Origin of the sequence: Streptomyces sp. NPDC050625 (assembly GCF_040654755.1) — a bacterium.
In the GTDB taxonomy this organism is placed as follows: domain Bacteria; phylum Actinomycetota; class Actinomycetes; order Streptomycetales; family Streptomycetaceae; genus Streptomyces.
Genome location: NZ_JBFAIQ010000001.1, coordinates 537,311 through 557,798 on the forward strand (window position 1 = coordinate 537,311; position 20,488 = coordinate 557,798).

The 20,488-nt window shown below is 69.4% G+C and carries 16 protein-coding genes; 10 read left to right on the forward strand and 6 right to left on the reverse strand.

The annotated features are described in order from the left end of the window. Window positions 1-503: 503 nt before the first annotated feature. On the reverse strand, window positions 504-2,057 hold the full coding sequence (locus AB0I54_RS02540) for a hypothetical protein (protein WP_363294001.1): 1,554 nt from the start codon (window positions 2,055-2,057) through the stop codon (window positions 504-506). Between the two features lie 79 nt (window positions 2,058-2,136). Between AB0I54_RS02540 and AB0I54_RS02545 the strand changes: the two genes are divergently transcribed. Genes AB0I54_RS02545 through AB0I54_RS02555 form a run of 3 tightly spaced genes read left to right on the forward strand, consistent with a single transcriptional unit; the run spans window position 2,137 to window position 4,549 of the window. Beyond that, window positions 2,137-3,258, forward strand: coding sequence for a hypothetical protein (locus tag AB0I54_RS02545; RefSeq protein ID WP_363294002.1), 1,122 nt, complete (start codon window positions 2,137-2,139; stop codon window positions 3,256-3,258). Next, the gene (locus AB0I54_RS02550) at window positions 3,255-4,229 is read left to right on the forward strand and encodes a phosphotransferase (RefSeq protein WP_363294004.1); all 975 of its coding nucleotides are present in this window, start codon (window positions 3,255-3,257) and stop codon (window positions 4,227-4,229) included. Before AB0I54_RS02545 ends, AB0I54_RS02550 begins: the two co-directional genes overlap by 4 nt. A gap of 5 nt (window positions 4,230-4,234) precedes the next feature. After that, entirely contained in the window at window positions 4,235-4,549 is a 315-nt protein-coding gene (locus AB0I54_RS02555; RefSeq protein ID WP_363294005.1) for a hypothetical protein, read from the forward strand. Here the strand turns inward: AB0I54_RS02555 and AB0I54_RS02560 are convergent. The 4 genes from AB0I54_RS02560 to AB0I54_RS02575 all read right to left on the reverse strand — a co-directional run bounded on the left by AB0I54_RS02560 (window position 4,530) and on the right by AB0I54_RS02575 (window position 8,460). Next, entirely contained in the window at window positions 4,530-5,300 is a 771-nt protein-coding gene (locus AB0I54_RS02560) for a succinate dehydrogenase/fumarate reductase iron-sulfur subunit (protein WP_363294006.1), read from the reverse strand. The genes AB0I54_RS02555 and AB0I54_RS02560 overlap by 20 nt on opposite strands. Further along, a complete protein-coding gene (locus tag AB0I54_RS02565) occupies window positions 5,297-7,234 on the reverse strand; it encodes a fumarate reductase/succinate dehydrogenase flavoprotein subunit (RefSeq protein ID WP_363294007.1) in 1,938 nt (645 codons plus the stop codon). Before AB0I54_RS02565 ends, AB0I54_RS02560 begins: the two co-directional genes overlap by 4 nt. Window positions 7,235-7,252: 18 nt before the next feature. Beyond that, the gene (locus tag AB0I54_RS02570; protein ID WP_363294008.1) at window positions 7,253-8,074 is read right to left on the reverse strand and encodes a hypothetical protein; all 822 of its coding nucleotides are present in this window, start codon (window positions 8,072-8,074) and stop codon (window positions 7,253-7,255) included. Between the two features lie 95 nt (window positions 8,075-8,169). Further along, a complete protein-coding gene (locus AB0I54_RS02575; protein WP_363294009.1) occupies window positions 8,170-8,460 on the reverse strand; it encodes a hypothetical protein in 291 nt (96 codons plus the stop codon). A 325-nt stretch (window positions 8,461-8,785) separates the two neighbouring features. Between AB0I54_RS02575 and AB0I54_RS02580 the strand changes: the two genes are divergently transcribed. The 7 genes from AB0I54_RS02580 (at window position 8,786) to AB0I54_RS02610 (ending at window position 19,723) form a co-directional block, all read left to right on the forward strand. Further along, on the forward strand, window positions 8,786-10,879 hold the full coding sequence (locus AB0I54_RS02580; RefSeq protein WP_363294010.1) for an ABC transporter family substrate-binding protein: 2,094 nt from the start codon (window positions 8,786-8,788) through the stop codon (window positions 10,877-10,879). Between the two features lie 141 nt (window positions 10,880-11,020). Beyond that, window positions 11,021-12,937, forward strand: a complete 1,917-nt coding sequence (gene typA / locus AB0I54_RS02585; RefSeq protein WP_363294011.1) for a translational GTPase TypA — start codon at window positions 11,021-11,023, stop codon at window positions 12,935-12,937. Window positions 12,938-13,496: 559 nt separating this feature from the next. Then, entirely contained in the window at window positions 13,497-14,531 is a 1,035-nt protein-coding gene (locus AB0I54_RS02590; RefSeq protein WP_363294012.1) for an ABC transporter permease, read from the forward strand. A gap of 91 nt (window positions 14,532-14,622) precedes the next feature. Continuing rightward, the gene (locus AB0I54_RS02595; RefSeq protein WP_363294013.1) at window positions 14,623-16,431 is read left to right on the forward strand and encodes an ABC transporter substrate-binding protein; all 1,809 of its coding nucleotides are present in this window, start codon (window positions 14,623-14,625) and stop codon (window positions 16,429-16,431) included. Window positions 16,432-16,522: 91 nt separating this feature from the next. Then, window positions 16,523-17,503: an ABC transporter permease gene (locus AB0I54_RS02600; RefSeq protein WP_363294014.1), complete on the forward strand. Its 981-nt coding sequence runs from the start codon at window positions 16,523-16,525 to the stop codon at window positions 17,501-17,503. A gap of 19 nt (window positions 17,504-17,522) precedes the next feature. After that, window positions 17,523-18,587 (forward strand): ABC transporter ATP-binding protein, encoded by a 1,065-nt coding sequence (locus tag AB0I54_RS02605; RefSeq protein WP_363294015.1) that lies wholly within the window; start codon window positions 17,523-17,525, stop codon window positions 18,585-18,587. A 17-nt stretch (window positions 18,588-18,604) separates the two neighbouring features. Continuing rightward, window positions 18,605-19,723, forward strand: coding sequence for a dipeptide ABC transporter ATP-binding protein (locus AB0I54_RS02610; protein WP_363294016.1), 1,119 nt, complete (start codon window positions 18,605-18,607; stop codon window positions 19,721-19,723). Here AB0I54_RS02610 and AB0I54_RS02615 read toward each other — a convergent pair. Beyond that, window positions 19,720-20,460 (reverse strand): methyltransferase domain-containing protein, encoded by a 741-nt coding sequence (locus tag AB0I54_RS02615; RefSeq protein WP_363294017.1) that lies wholly within the window; start codon window positions 20,458-20,460, stop codon window positions 19,720-19,722. The genes AB0I54_RS02610 and AB0I54_RS02615 overlap by 4 nt on opposite strands. Between the last annotated feature and the right edge of the window lie 28 nt (window positions 20,461-20,488).

Below are 20,488 nucleotides of genomic sequence, written 5' to 3' on the forward strand. Positions count from 1 at the left end.
GTCGGTGGCGCCATCTCCCGGTTGCGAGTGGCCGCTCCGTCTCCGTCAGGCCCGCCAAAGTCCTGGTCGGTGCTACTCCCGGGGGAGTCTGCGGCGGTTGCGGGCGTCGGGGCAGCCGAGTACGGCCCCGGCGAGGCCGCTTGCGCGGTCGGTGGCGCCATCTCCCGGTTGCGAGTGGCCGCTCCGTCTCCGTCAGGCCCGCCAAAGTCCTGGTCGGTGCTACTCCCGGGGGAGTCTGCGGCGGTCGCGGGTGTCGGGGCCGCCGAAGGCGGCCGGGGGGCCTCCGTCGGGTTCCTCGGCGAGCAGGATGCCGCCGAGGACGGCCCCGGTCCGGCCGCTTGCGCGGTCGGTGGCGCCGTCGTACGGGTTGCCGTGCGCCCGTACGTCCCGCTCCGCCAGCTTCCGGGCTTCCCGGGCGAGGCCGTCGGCGAGGGGGTACTCAGCGGTCTCCGTTGCGGGTGGCCGCTCCGCCGCCGTCAGGACCGCGCAAGTCCTGGTCGGTGCTACTCCCGGGGGAGTCTGCGGCGGTCGCGGGTGTCGGGGCCGCCGAAGCCGGCCGGGGGGCCTCCGTCGGGTTCCTCGGCGAGCAGGATGCCGCCGAGGACGGCCCCGGTCCGGCCGCTTGCGCGGTCGGTGGCGCCGTCGTACGGGTTGCCGTGCGCCCGTACGTCCCGCTCCGCCAGCTCCCGGGCCTCCCGGGCGAGGGCGTCGGCGTCGGCGTACCGGCCCGCCTGCGCGGCGAGCAGCCGTTCCGCCTCCGCCAGGCGCGTGCGGGCCTCGGCGCCCACCGCCGCCCGGTGTGTGGCGATGAAGTCCCCCGCGGCGGACGTGGCGCTGCGGGCGGCCAGGAGGGCGGCCACGGGGATGACACCGGCGCGTCCCACCGCGAGCAGTCCGACGGCCCGCGTGATGCGGCGCAGGGCGTCCAGCGGGTCGTACGGTCCACCGATCAGCTCCTCCCGTACGGCGGCCAGGGCCGTGTCGGCGTGGGCCAGGCGGGCCCGGAGCTCACCCTCGGGAAGCAGCGGGGGCCGCCTGCGCGCCTCGGCGACCTCCGCCTCCCCGCCGGTCAGCACGGCCGGCACCAGCCGCGCCGCCTCCTGAAGCTCCGCGGCCAGCCGTTCCACCCCGGCCACGAGGACCTCCGCCTGGGCCACGGCCCCCTCGGCCGCGCGCAGTTCACGTGCCGCCCCCCAGCCGTCCCCGGAATCGGCCGTCTGGCGGGCCCGGTTGAGGTGGGTCGTGGCGAACACGATTCGATCCTTGGCCTGTTCGATGTAGCCGGTGATGGGTGCGGCGGCCGAGGGCGCGTACCGCTCACGCAGCTCGGCCGGCACGGCGTCGGCGCTCTTCGTCCGTCCGGCCAGCGCCCGGAACCGGCCCTCCGCGACCTCCAGCGCCTCACTCATCCCCCCTTCCAGCGACCGCAGTTGATCGAACCCGGCCGCTTCCGCGTCCAGCCGCCGCCCGGCCTCCACGCACCGCCCCACGATCCCGACCAGCGCCTGCCGCCGGGCCGACTCGTCCTCCGGAACTCCCTGCTCGTACCGCCGCCGTATCGCGAACGCGGCCGTCAGCTCGGTCTCCGCCGCCCGCAGGGCCCCCGTGAAGGGCTCCAGCTCCTCCGGCCCGAACCGCGCCTCGGCGAAGCCGAGTTCCTCGCGGCTCGTGCGCACGCTGTCGTCCGCCGCGACCAGCGAGGCCCGCGCCTGCCGCTCGAAGTCGCGGGCCGACGGTTCGGGCGGGGCCGCGGACACCAGACCGGGCGTCGTACGGCTCCGGGCCCGCCGGGTGCGGCGCAGATACCCGTACCCCGCGAGCACCACCACCGCGGCCACGACCACGAGCGGCAGGACCAGGTCGGCGGGAGAGGTACCGCCCTGCTCCGCCGCGGCGGTCACCCCCGCCACGGGAACCGGATCTTGGGCCCTGATCGTCATCCCCGGCAACACCAGCCACACGACCGCGGCCACACAGCCCAGCAGGGCATGCGCCACCCGCACGGCTATGTGCGACTTGGCGTGCCGGGGCCGGCCACGGATCGAGGATGACGTCACATTTCGGAGCGTATGGGCAGGTAAGCGGCTCCGCGACCGCTATGGATGCGCGTGGGGGACGACGGACAGGGGGTACGGGATGGACACGGCACCGATACGGCCCACGGAAGGCGAGGTGCCGGCGGCGGAAGGTGATGCGCCGGGGGCGGCGGACCGGGACTCCGGTGCGGGCGCCGGTCCCCGTGTCCGGCGTCGGCGGTGGGTCACATGGGCGCGGCGAGCGGCGCTCTCGGTGGTCCTCGCCGTCCTCCTGCCCCTTCTCGCCGCCGAGACCGCCCTGCGCGTGAACTACACCGGTGACCCGGCCGACGGCACGTACACCAGGAACAAGGACGCCATCTGGCTCGGGCACGCCTGGGTCGACGGGCGCAAGAAGGACGCCGATGTCGAGGCCCTCGCCCGTCGGCTGCGCGACACCGGCATCCGGGATCTGTACGTCCACTCGGGTCCCCTGGAGCACGACGGAACCCTCCCCGAGTCGGACTATCCGAGAGCCCGTTGGCTGATCGCCGCCGTGCACCGGGAGCTTCCCGGCATACGCGTCCAGGCCTGGCTCGGCGACAAGCTGGCCAGTGAGTCCCCCGACGGTCTGCGCCTGGAGCGCGCCGGCACCCGCGCGGCCGTCGTCCGCTCCACCCGGCAGATCCTCGCCGCCGGCTTCGAGGGCGCCCACTTCGACCTGGAGCCCCTCCACTCCGGCGACCGCGACTACCTGTCCCTCCTGGACGACCTGCGCCGCGTCACCCGCGACAACAACGCCCAGCTCTCGGTCGCCGCCCACCAGATCGACCCATTGCCCGCCTTCCACTCCTTCTGGGGCACGACCACCGGCCACCCCAAGTGGTGGTCGCAGGCGTACTTCGGCGAGGTGGCCCGCCGCGTGGACCAGATCGCCGTCATGTCGTACGACACCATGCAGCCGCTGCAGAGCCTGTACGGCGGCTATGTCGCCCAGCAGACCAGCCTCGCCCTGGAGGTCACCCCGGCCTCCACCGACCTCCTCATGGGCCTGCCCTTCTACCACGAGAACCGCTTCGGCCACTGGGCGCACGCCGAGACCGTCCCGGCCGCCGTACGCGGTGTACGCCTGGGCCTGTCCCGTACGGACGCGGACCGCTCGCGCTTCGGCGTCGCCCTGTACGTGGACTTCGCGGCCACGGAGGCCGACTGGAGGGCCTACAAGGAAGACTGGGTGCGGTGACCCGCACACGACAGCAACCGACCGTCGCCGCACTCGCCCCGCTGACCCGGGCCGCCGTCGGCCCGGCCCGCACCCTCGTGGCCGTCACCCGGCTGCGCGGCGGCTCCAAGAAGGGCGCCTACCGCCTCGCCCTCGACGACGCCACGACGGTGGTCGCCTACGTCTGGTCCCCGGACGAGGACTACTGGGACCAGCCCGACAGCGACCCCCGCGACCCGTTCTCGCACGCCTCCGGCCTCGACCTGTTCACCGCGTCGCACGCCCGTCTGTCCGCCCTCGGCGTCCGCACGCCCCGCCTGCTGCACGCCGACCCGGAGGCGAACGCGGCCGTCGTCGAGGACATCCGGGGCGGCAGCCTGGAGGAGGCGCTGCGGCGCGATCCGGACGCGGCCCGCCCGGTCCTCGAGCGTCTGGCCGAGGCGCTGGCGGCGATGGGCGGCTGCACGGCGGACGCCTACGGCAAGGTGAGTCTCGTCGACAACGGAGGTTCCTCGCACGGCGGTTCCTGCGAGCAGCTCGTCACCGACCGCGCGCTGGCCGACATCGCCCAGGTCGCCGTACGCGACCCGCGGATCGCCGCCGCCCGCCGGGCGCTGGAGGACACCGTGCGCTCCCTGGCCGCCGAGGTCCGCCCGCGCGCCCGGCACACCCTGATCCACGGCGAACTCGGCCCGGACCACGTCCTCGTGGACGCCGACGGGGACCCGGTGCTCATCGACATCGAGGGGCTGATGTACTTCGACGCCGAGTGGGAACACGTGTTCCTGCGGCTCCGCTTCGGCCCCGCGTACGACGTCCTGCGCGCCCCCGGCCTCGACGAGGCCCGACTGCGCCTGTACCGCCTGGCCATGCACCTGAACCTCGTCGCGGGCCCGCTGCGCCTGCTCGACGGGGACTTCCCCGATACGGAATTCATACGCGGCATCGCGGAGTACAACCTGGCGCAGGCGCTGGCCCTGGTGGGACGATGACCGTCATGCACATGTTCTTGGTGGTCGCGGCGGTGCTGGCCGTGACGCTGATGGCGGTGTTCGGCATCGCCGGCATCACGACCGGCTGGGTGGTGCCGTTCGGCCGGCACCGCGTCCTGCGGCCGAAGCTGTGGGGGTACAGCCAGCTGCTCGGCGCGGTCGGGATGTCCCTGTGGATGTTCCTCGGCGTGTTCCGCGCCAGATTCGATGTGATCCCGCTCATCGGCTGGTTCGTATTCATGGGGAGCCTCGGTATGCAGATGCTGGCCCAGCGCCCCGGCCGTACCCCCCGGCCGACCCCTACGAAGTCCGCCTCCTGATCTTCGACCCCAGCCACACCAGCGGGTCGTACTTGCGGTCGACGGCCCGTTCCTTCAGGGGGATCAGCGCATTGTCAGTGATCTTGATCCCCTCGGGGCACACCTCCGTGCAGCACTTGGTGATGTTGCAGTAGCCGAGGCCGTGTTCGTCCTGGGCCGTGCTCTTGCGGTCCAGGCCGGTCTCGGCCGCCGCGTCCAGCGGGTGCATGTCCAGCTCAGCCACCCGCATCAGGAAGCGCGGCCCCGCGAACGCCTTCTTGTTCTCCTCGTGGTCGCGCACGACATGGCAGGTGTTCTGGCACAGGTAGCACTCGATGCACTTGCGGAACTCCTGTGACCGGTCCACGTCCTCCTGCATCATCCGGTACTCGCCCGGACCGACGCCGGCGGGCGGCACGAAGGACGGAACCTCCCTGGCCTTCTCGTAGTTGAAGCCGACGTCCGTCACCAGGTCGCGGATCACCGGGAAGGCGCGCAGCGGAGTGACCGTGATCGTCTCGTCGCGGGTGAAGACCGACATGCGCGTCATGCACATCAGCCGCGGCCGCCCGTTGATCTCCGCGGAGCACGAACCGCACTTGCCCGCCTTACAGTTCCAGCGCACGGCCAGGTCGGGTGCCTGGGTGGCCTGGAGGCGGTGGATGATGTCGAGCACCACCTCGCCGTCGTTGACCTCGACCTCGAAGTCCTCCAGGCCGCCGCCCTCGACGTCGCCCCGCCACACCTTGAAGCGGGCCTCGTAGCTGCTCACTCGTAGAGCTCCTCTTCGGCGAGGTACTTGACCAGCTCCTCCTTCTCGAAGAGGGCGAGCAGGTCCGGGCGGATGGGTTCGGTGGTCTCGCGGGTGAGTTCGATCTGCCCTTGGACCGGGTCGGTCGCGGCCAGACCGCCGGTCGGATCGGCCAGCCCGCACAGCAGATTGACGGGGCGCCACCTGCGGTCCATCGTCGGGTGGTCCTCGCGGGTGTGCCCGCCGCGCGACTCCGTGCGCTCCAGGGCGGCCCGCGCCACGCACTCGCTGACCAGCAGCATGTTGCGCAGGTCCAGGGCGAGGTGCCAGCCCGGGTTGAACTGGCGGTGGCCCTCGACGCCGGCCCGGCGGGCCCGTACCCGTAGATCCGCGAGCTTCTCCAGGGCCTGTTCCATCTCGCCCTCGCGGCGGATGATGCCGACGAGGTCGTTCATGGTCTGCTGGAGTTCCTGGTGCAGGGTGTACGGGTTCTCCGGCGGGCGTCCGTCGTCCGCCTCGGGGCCCTCCGCGGAAAAGGGGCGCAGCGCCTCGGCCGCCGCCATGTCCACCTGGGTCTCGTCCACGGGCGGGCGGGCGTCCGCCAGGCCCGCAGCGTACTCGGCCGCGTGCCAGCCCGCCCGGCGCCCGAACACCAGCAGGTCCGAGAGGGAGTTGCCGCCGAGCCGGTTGGAGCCGTGCATGCCGCCCGCGACCTCACCGGCCGCGAACAGGCCCGGCACCCCGCGCGCGGCCTCCGTGTCGGAGTCGACCGCGATGCCGCCCATCACGTAGTGACAGGTCGGCCCGACCTCCATCGGCTCCGCCGTGATGTCGACGTCGGCCAGCTCCTTGAACTGGTGGTACATGGACGGCAGCCGGCGCTTGATGACCTCGGGCGGCATCCGCGTCGAGACGTCCAGGAAGACCCCGCCGTGCGGGGAGCCGCGGCCCGCCTTCACCTCGGAGTTGATCGCGCGGGCCACCTCGTCGCGGGGGAGCAGCTCGGGCGGGCGCCGGTTGTTCTCCTGGTCGTCGTACCAGCGGTCGCCCTCCTCCTCGGACTGGGCGTACTTCTCCTTGAAGACGTCGGGGACGTAGTCGAACATGAACCGCTTGCCCTCGGAGTTCCGGAGCACCCCGCCGTCGCCGCGCACCGACTCCGTCACCAGCAGGCCCTTGACGGACGGCGGCCAGATCATGCCCGTGGGGTGGAACTGCACGAACTCCATGTTCAGCAGCGAGCCGCCCGCGAGCAGCGCCAGCGCGTGCCCGTCGCCCGTGTACTCCCACGAGTTCGACGTCACCTTGAAGGACTTGCCGATGCCGCCGGTCGCGATGACTACGGCGGGCGCTTCGAGGACGAAGAAACGGCCGAACTCGCGGTCGTACGCGAAGACACCGCTGACGCGTGAGCCGTCCTTGAGGATCCGGGTGACCGTGCATTCCTGGAAGACCTTCAGGCGTGACTCGTACTCGCCCGTCTCCTCCTTGTCCTCCTGCTGCAGGGAGACGATCTTCTGCTGGAGGGTGCGGATCAGCTCCAGTCCCGTGCGGTCGCCGACGTGCGCGAGGCGCGGGTACTCGTGGCCGCCGAAGTTGCGCTGGGAGATCTTCCCGTCCTTCGTACGGTCGAACAGCGCGCCCCAGGTCTCCAGCTCCCACACCCGGTCCGGGGCCTCCAGCGCATGCAGCTCGGCCATCCGCCACTGGTTGAGGAACTTGCCGCCGCGCATGGTGTCGCGGAAGTGGACCTGCCAGTTGTCGTGCGCGTTGACGTTGGCCATCGCGGCCGCGATGCCGCCCTCGGCCATCACGGTGTGCGCCTTGCCGAACAGCGACTTGCAGATCACCGCCGTACGGGCGCCGCGCTCCCGGGCCTCGATCGCGGCGCGCAGCCCGGCGCCACCGGCACCGACCACGACGACGTCCCACTCCTGCCGGTCGACCACGGACATCAGAAGGCCCCACCCAATCTAGAAGAAGCGCGGATCGTCGAAGACACCGGACGCGATCAGATAGACGTAGAAGTCGGCGAGCGCCACGCTCACCAGCGACGCCCAGGCCAGCTCCATGTGGCGGGCGTTCAGCTTCCCGACGAACTGCCACGCCTTGTAGCGCACGGGATGCTTCGAGAAGTGCTTGAGCTTCCCGCCGACGATGTGCCGGCAGGAGTGGCAGGAGATGGTGTACGCCCAGATCAGCACGATGTTGGCCAGGAAGACCAGGGTGCCGAGACCCATGTGGCCCCAGCGGTAGTGCTCGTCGCGGAAGGACAGCACCGTGTCGTAGGTGAGCACACCGGCGACCAGGAGGGCGGCGTAGAAGAAGTACCGGTGGATGTTCTGCAGGATCAGCGGGAGGCGGGTCTCACCGGTGTACTTCCGGTGCGGCTCGGCCACCGCGCAGGCCGGCGGGGACAGCCAGAAGCTGCGGTAGTAGGCCTTGCGGTAGTAGTAGCAGGTCAGGCGGAAGCCCAGCGGGAAGATCAGGATGATGATCGCCGGGGAGATCGCCCACCAGCTGCCGAACAGATCGGCGTTCGGGCCCGCGCGCATGGTCCGGCAGTTGTCCGCCAGGCACGGGGAGTAGAAGGGCGAGACGTACGGCGCGGCGTAGTAGTGCGCATTGGCGAAGGCCCGCCAGGTCGAGTAGACGACGAAGGCGAACAGACCGGCCGCGGTGACGGCGGGGGCCAGCCACCAGCGGTCGGTCCGCAGATGCGGGGCGGCGATCGCGGCGCGCGTATCGGTGTGTACGCCGCCGCTGTTCATATGGGGTTCCGTACCAGTGGCCAACTCATGACTCCGGTCGGGTTCGGGTGAGTGGGGGTGCTTGTCGGCACTCCCTCGGGGCCTGCGGGCCGCGCTCCAGGGGCGTGTCGGTCTCGCTCCTAGGGGGCGTGCCGGTCGCGGGCGCCGAGACCCTCGTCGTCCGAGTCCGTCCACAGGCTGATGTCGTACGGCGTGTCGGAGATGGTCACGAGATCGGGGCGACGCGGCTGGCCGAGGCCGGGGGCGACCTCGCGCAGCAGTGCCACGCTCTCGCGCAGGTGATCGGCGTCGGCGCGGACGCGGCGCATCTCCAGTCCGCCGCTCCCGAGCTGTTGCTCCAGGCGTCCGACGGACCGGAACAGGTCGTCGAGACAACGCTGGACTGACGTCAGGTCGTCGTGCACGGACATGACGTGACCTCACTTCCGCGGACCTCGTGGTCCTAGGCGGCAACGTTCATGCGCCTGCGAGTGTTGCGCGTCACACCTGCCGATGTGAAGGCATGTGCAGCGATTGGCGGATTGCACGCCTCCACCGCACGCCCGCACGCGCGCTGTGTGTGCGCCGGGAGCGCGTGTTGCGCCGCACGGGTGGCCTTGAGAGCCCCCGCCGCCGTGTCGCCCCCGACGGGCGAACCCTTTCCTCTTCAGTGGGTCCATACATCTGATCAGCACCAAAATACCGCCAAATGTGAACAGACCACACCCGTGTCACCGGGCTCCCCGGAGGTAGCAGATGTCCCACGACGGCGTCGCACTGCGCGCGGTCATGCGCTCGGTCGCCTTCCTCACCGCCGGCGCGCTCGCGGTACCCGTCCTCGCCGGCTGCAGCTCCGGAGACGACGAGGCGGGCCGTCCGCTGGCCGGACAGGACATCGCCCCCGCCGCCCGGAACCTGGTCGCCGACGGCGGCACCCTGCGCTGGGCCGTGGACGCCGTCCCGGAGACCCTGAACACGTTCCAGGCCGACGCCGACGCCGGCACCACCCGCGTCGCCCAGGCCGTCCTGCCCTCCATGTTCCGAACCGACCAGAACGGGCGCCCGGTCCGCAACCCGGACTATCTGGAGTCCGCCAAGGTCATCGAGACAGAGCCGCGCCAGGTCGTCCTGTACAAGCTCAACCAGCAGGCCGTCTGGAGCGACGGCCGGGAGATCGGCGCCGCCGACTTCGCCGCCCAGTGGCGCGCCCTGTCCGGCAAGGACGCCGCCTACTGGAGCGCCCACAACGCCGGCTACGACCGCATCGACAAGATCGAACGCGGCGCCAACGACCTGGAGGTCCGGGTCACCTTCAGCCGTCCCTACGCCGACTGGAAGTCGCTGTTCTCCCCGCTGTACCCGAAGGACGTCATGGGCACCCCGGACGCCTTCAACGACGGGGCGCGCCGCAAGCTCCAGATCAGCGCCGGGCCCTTCAAGGTCGACAAGCTGGACACCGCCAAGAAGGACGTCGTCCTCACCCGCAACCCGCGCTGGTGGGGTCATCCCACCAAGCTGTCCGAGATCGTGCTGCACGCCGTGCCCCGCGACAAGCGGGCCACCGCGCTGGCCGACGGCACCGTGGACCTGGCCGAGATCGACCCCGCCGTGGCCGAGCGCATCAGCATCGCCGGCCGCGACGGCGGCACCGGCACGCCCCTGCAGGGCGCCGGGCGCGTCTCCGCCAAGAAGCTCCAGGACCAGCTGAGCGGCGTCGAGGTCCGCAGGTCCCTCGATCCGGCCTACACCCAGCTCGCCCTCAACGGCTCCGGGGGACCCCTCGCCGACGAGCGGGTCCGCCGTGCCGTGGCCCGCGCCCTGGACCGTACGGCGCTCGCCAAGGTCGCCCTGACCCCGCTCGGCCTGCCCCCCGTCCCCGTCGGCAGCCATCTCGCCCTTTCCGGCCAGACCGACTACGCCGACGGCAGCGGCGCCCTGGGCGGCCAGGACACCAAGGAGGCGCAGGCGCTGCTCGCGGAGGCCGGATGGGTGCTCGGCGGGCCGGTCAAGGAGCAGAAGAAGCCCGAGAAGGCGGCCGGGCCGCGGGGCCGCGCCGCCGACCAGTCCAACGGCGGCGACGACGGCGTGTTCATCGTCGGCGAGGACAACAAGGACCCCAGGGACCACAAGAACAAGCACCGCGAGCCGACCGGTGACGAGGGCGGCAGACACCTCGCACAGGACGGCAAGCAGTACACGGAACGGCATCTGCAGCAGGGCGGCGCGCCCGGCGCCTATGCCCCCAAGGGCACCGCCGCCCCGGCCGGAGCCGCCGCCAATACGCTGGCCAAGGACGGCAAGGCGCTCACCCTGCGCTTCGTGCTCCCCTCGGGTCCCGGCTCGGACACCCTGCGCTCGGTCGCCGACCGGATCACGCAGATGCTGGAGAAGGTCGGCATCCGCACGGAGATCACCAGGGTCCCGGACGAGAGCTACTTCAAGGACCACATCGCCGCGGGCCAGTACGACCTGGCCCTCTACTCCTGGCCGTCCTCCGCCTTCCCCGCCACCGACGCCCGCCCGGTCTACGCCAAGCCGGTCCCGGCCGCCGACGGCTCCCTGAGCGTCGAGCAGAACTACACCCGCGTCGGCACCGACCAGATCGACCAGCTCTTCGACGAGGCCGCCGCCACCCTCGACGAGGACGAGGCCAAGGATCTGATCCGCAAGGCCGACTCCCGTATCTGGGCGGCGGCCGGCTCGCTGCCCCTCTATCAGCGTCCCCAGCTCATCGGGGTGAGGAAGAGCCTGGTCAACGCGGGTGCCTTCGGTTTCCAGACCCCGGTCTACGAGGACATGGGCTTCCTGAAGAAGGGCGCGAGGATGCCCGCGAGCCCGATGGTGAAGTGAGTCCCGCGTTCCCCTGCGGAAGCCACCTCCCGCCGAGCCACGTAACATGGGGTGAGGCCGTGGCATGTCAAGCCCGGCAGGGCCCGCGTCACACGGACGTACGCAGAGGGCCTTCCTCACACCCCGGGAGTACGTCGCAATATGACTGTGTCCGCGACACGTCACGACATCCGCAATGTCGCCATCGTCGCCCACGTCGACCACGGCAAGACGACCATCGTCGACGGCATGCTGAAGCAGGCCGGTGCCTTCGCCGCCCACCAGCTCGACTCGGTCGATGACCGGATGATGGACTCGAACGACCTGGAGCGTGAGAAGGGCATCACGATCCTCGCCAAGAACACGGCGGTGAAGTACCACCCCAAGGACGGTGGCGACCCGATCACCATCAACATCATCGACACCCCCGGCCACGCCGACTTCGGCGGCGAGGTCGAGCGCGGTCTGTCGATGGTCGACGGTGTCGTGCTGCTGGTCGACGCCTCCGAGGGCCCGCTGCCGCAGACCCGTTTCGTGCTGCGCAAGGCCCTTCAGCAGCGCCTGCCCGTCATCCTGTGCATCAACAAGACGGACCGCCCGGACTCCCGCATCGACGAGGTCGTCAACGAGACCTACGACCTCTTCCTCGACCTGGACGCGGACGAGGAGCAGATCGAGTTCCCGATCGTGTACGCGTGCGGCCGTGACGGCATCGCCTCGCTGACCAAGCCGGAGAACGGCACGGTCCCGGCGGACTCCACCAGCCTGGAGCCGTTCTTCTCCACGATCCTGGAGCACATCCCGGCCCCGACCTTCGACGCGGAAGCGCCGCTCCAGGCCCACGTCACCAACCTGGACGCGGACAACTTCCTCGGCCGTATCGCGCTGCTCCGCGTCGAGCAGGGCGAGCTGCGCAAGGGCCAGACCGTGGCTTGGATCAAGCGCGACGGCTCGATCAGCAACGTTCGCATCAGCGAACTGATGATGACCGAGGCCCTCACCCGCAAGCCCGCCGAGAAGGCCGGCCCGGGTGACATCTGCGCCGTCGCCGGTATCCCGGACATCATGATCGGCGAGACCCTGGCCGACACCGAGAACCCGGTGCCGCTCCCGCTGATCACGGTCGACGAGCCCGCGATCTCGATGACCATCGGCACCAACACCTCCCCGCTGGTCGGCCGCGGCGGCACCGGCAAGGGCGCCGACGCGAAGGCGGCCGTCAAGGACCGCAAGGTCACCGCCCGCCAGGTCAAGGACCGCCTCGACCGCGAGCTGATCGGTAACGTTTCGCTGCGCGTCCTGGAGACCGAGCGTCCGGACGCCTGGGAGGTCCAGGGCCGTGGTGAGCTGGCGCTCGCCATCCTGGTCGAGACCATGCGCCGGGAGGGCTACGAGCTCACCGTCGGCAAGCCCCAGGTGGTCACCAAGGACGTCGACGGCAAGGTCTACGAGCCGGTCGAGCGCATGACGATCGACGTGCCCGAGGAGCACATGGGCGCGGTCACGCAGCTCATGGGTGTCCGCAAGGGCCGGATGGACAACATGTCCAACCACGGCTCCGGCTGGGTCCGCATGGAGTTCGTCGTGCCGTCCCGCGGTCTGATCGGCTTCCGTACCGAGTTCCTGACCCAGACCCGCGGCACCGGCATCGGCCACTCCATCCACGAGGGCTTCGAGCCCTGGTTCGGCACGCTCCAGACCCGTAACAACGGCTCCCTGGTCGCCGACCGCTCCGGTGCCGTCACCGCCTTCGCGATGACGAACCTGCAGGAGCGCGGTGTGCTCTTCGTCGAGCCGGGCACCGAGGTGTACGAGGGCATGATCGTCGGTGAGAACTCCCGCTCCGACGACATGGACGTCAACATCACCAAGGAGAAGAAGCTCACCAACATGCGGTCCTCGACGGCCGACGTGGCCGAGTCGATCGTGCCGCCGCGGAAGCTGTCCCTGGAGCAGTCGCTGGAGTTCTGCCGCGACGACGAGTGCGTCGAGGTGACCCCGGAGGCGGTCCGCATCCGCAAGGTGAACCTGGACGCGCGTGAGCGCGCCCGCGCCGCGAGCCGCGCCAAGCACGGCTGACGCACGGCGAACAGCAGTCCGGAGCCCGGGTGTTCCCATCGTGGGGACACCCGGGCTTTTTGCAACCCGTTTTCCGATGGCCGATGTCCGTAATGCGGTGATCCCTGCCCGATACCCATGTAACACGTCCGTTTCGCGCCCTTCTTCGGTCGAACAGTTTGTCCAGATTTTGGAAGGTCTACACGTGAGCTGTGACTGAATTGAGATTTAAGAACGGTGGTCGGTGGTCGGCCCATGGCAGATAGTTAGCCGCGTAGCGCTCGGGTCAATGGGTCACGCGCTGTGGGGACAGCGCCGACTCACGAGCACCAGGGGGTGTCTGACCCTCCGTCAGGGGTGTCGGAGGACGAGGACGGTTACCCCCTCCCGTTGGTGAACACGTGACGTCATGAGGAGGAACCCCCATGCGTGGTCATTCCGGCCGTTCGTCCGGCGACCAGCTCTGAGAATCCCGCGACCGCTCAGCGCGGCCGCTCAACTACGCGCGTCCCACTGCGGATTCGCGTGGCTCGGAGTACCTGGACGCCTCTCACACCCACACTTGTGAAACGGACGAACAGTGACAAGTCCTATCGACATTGAGGGCGGCGGGACAACGGTGGCCGTCGGTGGCGACCTGGGGCCGCAGACGCAGCCCGAAGCCGTCAAACTCGAAGGCCGGTCCCCCGGCCAGCTGATGTGGATCCGCTTCAAACGCGACCGTACGGGCGTGATCTCGGCCTACGTCGTGGGCTTCTTCTTCCTGGTCGGGCTGCTCGCACCGCTGATAGCCAAGCTGTACGGGAAGAACCCGTACACGGTGTACGCGGACGAACGCCCCGAACTCTTCGACAGCGCGGGCGTGCCCGTGCAGCCCAACGGCGGCATCAGCAGCGAGTTCTGGTTCGGCCTCGAACCCGGCAACGGCTACGACGTCTTCACCAAGCTCATCTACGGGATCCGTACCTCGCTGATGATCTCGGTCGCGGTCACCGTCGCGGTCGTGCTGACCGGCATCGTGCTCGGCGTCGCGGCCGGCTACCTCGGCGGCCGGACGGACTTCTTCATCGGCCGGGTCATCGACTTCCTGCTCGCCTTCCCGGCGCAGTTGTTCTTCATCGCCAGCATGCCCGTCGTGGTCTCACTGTTCGTCAGCCCGCGCGACGAGACACCGACGTACGTGCGCGTGGTCGCGCTCATCCTCGTCCAGTGGTTCCTCGGCTGGATGAGCCTGGCCCGCATCCTGCGCGGCACCTCACTGGCCCTGCGTGAACGGGAGTTCATCGAGGCGGCCAAGGTGAGCGGGGCCTCGCCCTGGCGGATCATCCGCAAGGAGATCCTGCCGAACGTCGTCACACCGCTCCTGGTGCAGTCGACGTATCTGCTGCCCAGCTTCGTGACCGCCGAGGCCGGTCTTTCCTTCCTGGGCGTGGGCATCGTCGAACCGACGCCCGACTGGGGGCAGATGTTCTCCAAGGCGTCGACCGAACTGGTGATGCAGAACGACATCACCTACATGTTCTTCCCCGGCATCTCGATGATCATCTTCATCGTCGCGTTCAACCTGCTCGGGGATTCGGTCAGGGACGCCTTCGACCCCAAGACCGCTCGCTGACCGGGCACTTGCACATCTCCTGCACGGCAGTTCTTCCGCACTGGTGACAGACGGGGCACCGGTGACACACAAGATGGGTGGAAACTGAGTGATGAGTAGGGGCGGACGCCACGTCTACGGCGCACTCTCCGTGCTCGCAGCCGGAGCTCTTGTGCTCACCGGTTGCAGCAAGGGCGGCAGCGACAGCGGTGGCAACGACAAGAAGGACCAGGAGAACGCCAAGCGTCAGCAGGCGTCGATCAAGTTCGGCGGCACGGCGGACTCCACCGGCCCGGCGGCCGACGTACCCGGCGCCAAGCCCGGCGGCACCATGGAAGTACTGCAGCGCGACAGCTACGCACACCTCGACCCGGCCCAGATCTATGTGTCCGACGAGGGCTCCCTGGCCACGCTGCTCCACAGAGGCCTCACCGGCTACAAGTCGACCAGCGACGACGGCTCGAAGCACGAGGTCGTCGGTGACCTCGCCACCGACTCCGGTACCACCACGGACGGCGGCAAGACCTGGAAGTACACGCTGAAGGACGGCATCAAGTTCCAGGACGGGTCCCCGATCACGTCCAAGGACATCCGGCACAGCGTCGAGCGGCTCTTCGCGCCGTTCGTCAACCAGGGCCCGACCTACCTCCAGCAGTGGCTGGCCGACTCCCCGGGCACCGCGTACCGCAAGCTGCTCAAGGACGGCCCGTACAAGGGCAAGCACCTGCCCAGCAGCATCCTCGAAACGCCGGACGACAAGACGATCGTCTTCCACTTCAAGACGGCCCACCCCGACCTGCCCTACGCGCTGGCGATGGCCGGCTACGCGGTGGTCTCCGAGAAGGGCGACACTAAGGAGAAGTACGACAAGGCCCCGGTGGTCACCGGCCCGTACAAGATCCAGTCGTTCAAGTCCGGCAAGTCCATGGTCCTGGTGAAGAACACCAACTGGGACCCGAAGACGGACCCGATCCGCCACCAGTACGTGGACCAGTTCAACATCACCTTCAACCAGCAGTTCGAGACGTCCACGAAGGCGCTGCTCGCCGACAGCGGTGCCGACCAGACCGGCATCAGCTTCAACAACCAGGTGGACGCGGGCAACCTGTCCAACGTCCTCAAGGACCCGAAGATGAAGGCCCGCACGGTCTCCGGCTACCAGCCGTACGTGGGCCAGATGAACATCAACATGAGCCACCCGGCGCTCAAGGACAAGACGATCCGCGAGGCGATCGCCTACGCCCTGCCGGTCACGCCCTTCGTCCGTGCCTACGGCGGCACCGACGCCATGGAGGTCGCCGGCGGCCTGATCTCCCCGACCGTCAGCGGCTACGACGCGGCCTTCGACCCGTGGGGCAAGAAGAAGAAGCCCGCCGGTGACCCGGACAAGGCCAGGGAGCTGCTGAAGAAGGCCGGCAAGCTCAACATGAAGCTGACCTTCGGCTACATCAACACCCCCGAGGGCCAGCAGTACTCCACCGCCATGGCCGCGGGCCTGAAGAAGGCCGGCTTCAACGTCCAGCGCCAGGAGATCCCGGCCGAGACGTACTACGACCAGGTCAGCAAGCTCGACAACAACTACGACATCTTCCACACCGCGTGGGGTGCCGACTGGCCGTCCGCCTCGACCGTCCTGCCGCCGCTGTACGACGGCCGCGTGATCGCCGACGGCGCGCAGAACTACTCGCAGATCAACGACCCCAAGGTCAACAGCGAGATCGACCGCATCAACCAGATCACCGACCCGGTGAAGTCCGCGGCCGAGTGGGAGAAGCTCGACCAGTACATCGTCAAGGACGTCGTCAACGTCGTCCCGACCGCGTACTACAAGCAGACCCAGATCGCCGGTTCGAAGGTCGGCGGACTCGTCTACGACGACGTCATCGGCGGCGTCGACCCGCGTCGCCTCTTCATCAAGTAACCGTCCCCGCCCGGTACCCGGTGCATCACCCCAGCGAGGGGGGAGCACCGGGTACCGTCCGGCCCGCCGACGTCAGAGAGCTGCCCCTGTCATGCTGCGCTTCCTCGTCCGCCGGATCCTCGGTGCCATCGTCATTCTCTTCCTGCTGAGCATCGTCACGTTCTTGCTGTTCTTCGGGATGCCGCGCGACCCGGCGCTGCTGATGTGCGGCAAGACGTGCAATCCGGACAGCCTCGCCAACATCCACCATGTGCTCGGCCTCGACAAGTCGATACCCGAGCAGTACTGGATCTTCCTGCACAACCTGGTGATGGGCAGCAACCAGTTCGCCCAGGGCCCCTGCCCGGCGCCCTGCTTCGGGTACTCGTACCACACCAACGAACCGGTGTGGGCCACGCTGATGGACCGGCTGCCCACCACCGTCTCGCTCACCCTCGGCGCGGCGTTCTGCTTCCTGCTCGTCGGCCTCGGCAGCGGCCTGGTCGCCGCCTGGCGGCGCGGCACCTTCATCGACAAGGCGGCCACCGCCGGTGCGATGGTGCTCAGTTCGATGCAGATCTACTTCCTCGGCCCGCTCGCCCTGGCGATCCTCGTCTACCAGACCCACTGGTTCGACAAACCCGCCTACAACAACTTCACCGCCGACCCGATCACCTGGTTCACGGGCCTGATCATCCCCTGGGTGGTCCTCTCCACGATCTTCGCCGCGCAGTACACCCGTATGGCGCGCTCGTCGATGATCGAACAGCTCCAGGAGGAACACGTCCGCACCGCCCGGGCCAAGGGCATGTCACGGCGGTACGTCTTCTTCCGCTACGCCTGGCGCGGCTCGCTGATCCCCATCGTCACCATCTTCGGCATCGACCTGGGATCCCTGCTCGGCGGCGCCATCATCACCGAGTACACCTTCAGCCTGCCGGGCCTCGGCCAACTGGCGGTGCTGTCCGTCTTCTTCAGCGACCTGCCGCTGCTGCTCGGCGTGATGCTGTTCTCCGCGACCATGATCCTTCTCTTCAACATCATCGTCGACGCCTGCTACGCCTTCATCGACCCGCGCGTGCGGCTGGCCTAGGCCGTTTAGGAGCACTTTCGTGACCACTCTGACCAAGGAGGCCGGCGCTTCCGTCCCGGCCGGTGCGGGTCCCCTGTTGTCCGTGCGGGACCTGCACGTCAGCTTCAAGACCGAGGACGGCATCGTACGGGCCGTGGACGGGCTCTCCTTCGACCTGGAACGCGGCAAGACCCTGGGGATCGTGGGGGAGTCGGGCTCGGGCAAGTCGGTGACGAACCTGACCATCCTGGGCCTGCACAACCCCATGTTCGCCACCGTCGAGGGCGAGATCCTGCTGGACGGGCAGGAGTTGACCACCGCGCGGGAGTCGGAGCTGGAGAAGCTGCGCGGCAACAAGGTCGCCATGATCTTCCAGGACCCGCTGACCGCGCTGTCCCCCTACTACACGGTGGGCCGCCAGATCGCCGAGCCGTTCATGAAGCACAACGGCGCCTCCAAGCGGGCCGCCTGGGACCGTGCGGTCGAGATGCTCGGCAAGGTGGGCATCCCGAACCCGAAGGAGCGGGCGAAGGACTACCCGCACCAGTTCTCCGGCGGTATGCGCCAGCGCGCGATGATCGCCATGGCGCTGGTCTGCGACCCCGACCTCCTGATCGCCGACGAGCCGACCACGGCCCTCGACGTCACGGTCCAGGCCCAGATCCTCGACCTCCTCAAGGACCTCCAGCAGGAGTTCGGCTCCGGGATCGTCTTCATCACCCACGACCTCGGCGTGATCGCCGACATGGCCGACGACATCATGGTGATGTACGCGGGCAGCGCGGTGGAGCGCGGCACGGTCGACGAGGTGCTGCGCTCGCCCCAGCACCCCTACACCTGGGGTCTGCTGAACTCGATGCCGCGACTGGACTCCGACCTGGCGGCGCCGCTGTCGCCCATCCCGGGCACCCCGCCCTCGCTGCTCACCCCGCCGTCCGGCTGCCGCTTCCACCCCCGCTGCACCTTCCAGGACCGGGTGCAGGGCGCCGGACGCTGTGTCAACGAACGCCCGCTGCTGGCCCCCGACCGGGCCTCCGCCTGCCATCTGACGGGCGAGCAGAAGCGGACCATCTTCATCGACGAGATCAAGCCCCGGCTGGGCTAGGGCCAGGAGGACACGGCATGAAAGAGGACCTCGTGCTCCCCGCTCCGCGCGAGTCGGCCGGCGGCGTGGAGTCAGAAGCGCTCCTTGAGGTCTCCGGGCTGACCAAGCACTTCCCGGTCAAGGGCGGCTTTCCGATCCGGCGTACGGTCGGCCATGTGCAGGCCGTCGACGGCATCGACCTGACCGTGCGCGTCGGCGAGAGCTTCGGCCTGGTGGGCGAGTCGGGCTGCGGCAAGTCGACGACGGGCCGGCTGATCACCCGCCTCCTGGAGCCGACGAACGGGAAGATCACGTACCGGGGCAAGGACATCAGCCACGCCTCGCGCAAGCAGTTGGCGCCCATCCGCTCCGAGATCCAGATGATCTTCCAGGACCCCTACTCCTCGCTGAACCCGCGCCAGACGGTCGGCAGGATCATCTCCAACCCGATGGAGATCAACGGGATCGCACCGGACGGCGGCCGGGAGAAGCGCGTCCGTGAACTCCTGGAGATCGTCGGCCTCAACCCCGAGCACTACAACCGCTTCCCGCACGAGTTCTCCGGCGGTCAACGGCAACGCATAGGCGTGGCAAGGGCGTTGGCCCTCGAACCGAAGCTGATCGTGGCGGACGAGCCGGTCTCGGCGCTGGACGTCTCCATCCAGGCGCAGGTGGTGAACCTCCTCCAGGAGGTACAGAGGGAACTGGGCATCGCGTTCCTGTTCATCGCCCACGACCTCGCGGTGGTCCGTCACTTCTCGCAGCGCGTGGCGGTGATGTACCTCGGCAAGATCATCGAGGTGGGCGACCGCGACTCCATCTACACCCGCCCCCGTCACCCCTACACCCACGCCCTGCTGTCCGCGGTGCCCGAGGTCAACCTCACCGACACCGACTCCGCCGGGCGCGAGCGCATCCGGCTGGCCGGCGACGTCCCGTCCCCCATCTCCCCGCCCTCCGGCTGCCGCTTCCGCACCCGCTGCTGGAAGGCTCAGGACAAGTGCGCGGCCGAGGAGCCCCCGCTGATCCAGATCTCCGGCAACCGGACCGGCCACCTGACGGCATGCCACTTTCCGGAGGAGCCCACGATCGAGGCACGCGAAGAGGACATCGTGCTGGACCCGGCACTGGCGGCGCTGGAGGACCAGGAAGGCTAGCCTGCGCGCCGGGCCACCGTGATGATCTCCGGGCTCGCGGGGGTCACCGGCCCGCGCTTCCAGTCGCCGTACTGCTCGACGACCTCCAGTCCGGCCTCCGCGAGGAAGCCGGACAGGGTCCCGGGGTCCAGGAAGCGGAGTGTGGCCCGGCTGACCCGGGGCCGGGCCCAGCCGTCGCCCTGGTAGGTCTCGGTGAACGTCACCCGGCCCCCGACGGGACCGCCCTGGACCTCGTGCCACACGCGTACGGCCGTGCCGTCGGCGCCCATGACCTCACGCACCCGGTCCGGGGTCCAGCCCTCCCAGGCGCGGACGGCCGGGTTGCGGGTCTCGAAGACGAACCGCCCGCCGTCCGCGAGCGCCGACCGGACGGCGCGCAGACACAGCCGCAACTCCTCGTCGTCCAGCAGCACTTGGAAGGCGTGCCCGGTCATCACGACCAGTTCGAACTCGCCGCCCCACAGCCGCGTCCGCAGATCCCCGAGCACCCACTCCACGGCAGGGGCGCCGCGTCGCGCCTGTACGAGCATGGCGGCGGCCGGATCGAGCCCCATGAGCCGGCCGGGGTGGCCGTCCTCGCGCGCCCGTCTGAGCAACTGCCCCGTGCCACAGCCGACATCGAGCACGGACTCCGCCGACTTCACCAGACCGAGGTAGAAGTCGTCACCCGGCCCCCACGGGTTGAGGCTGTCGTACAGGGCGGCAAGCGAAAGATCGGCGAACGAATGATCGACCACCGCGGCAGTTTGTCATACGTGAGTGAAC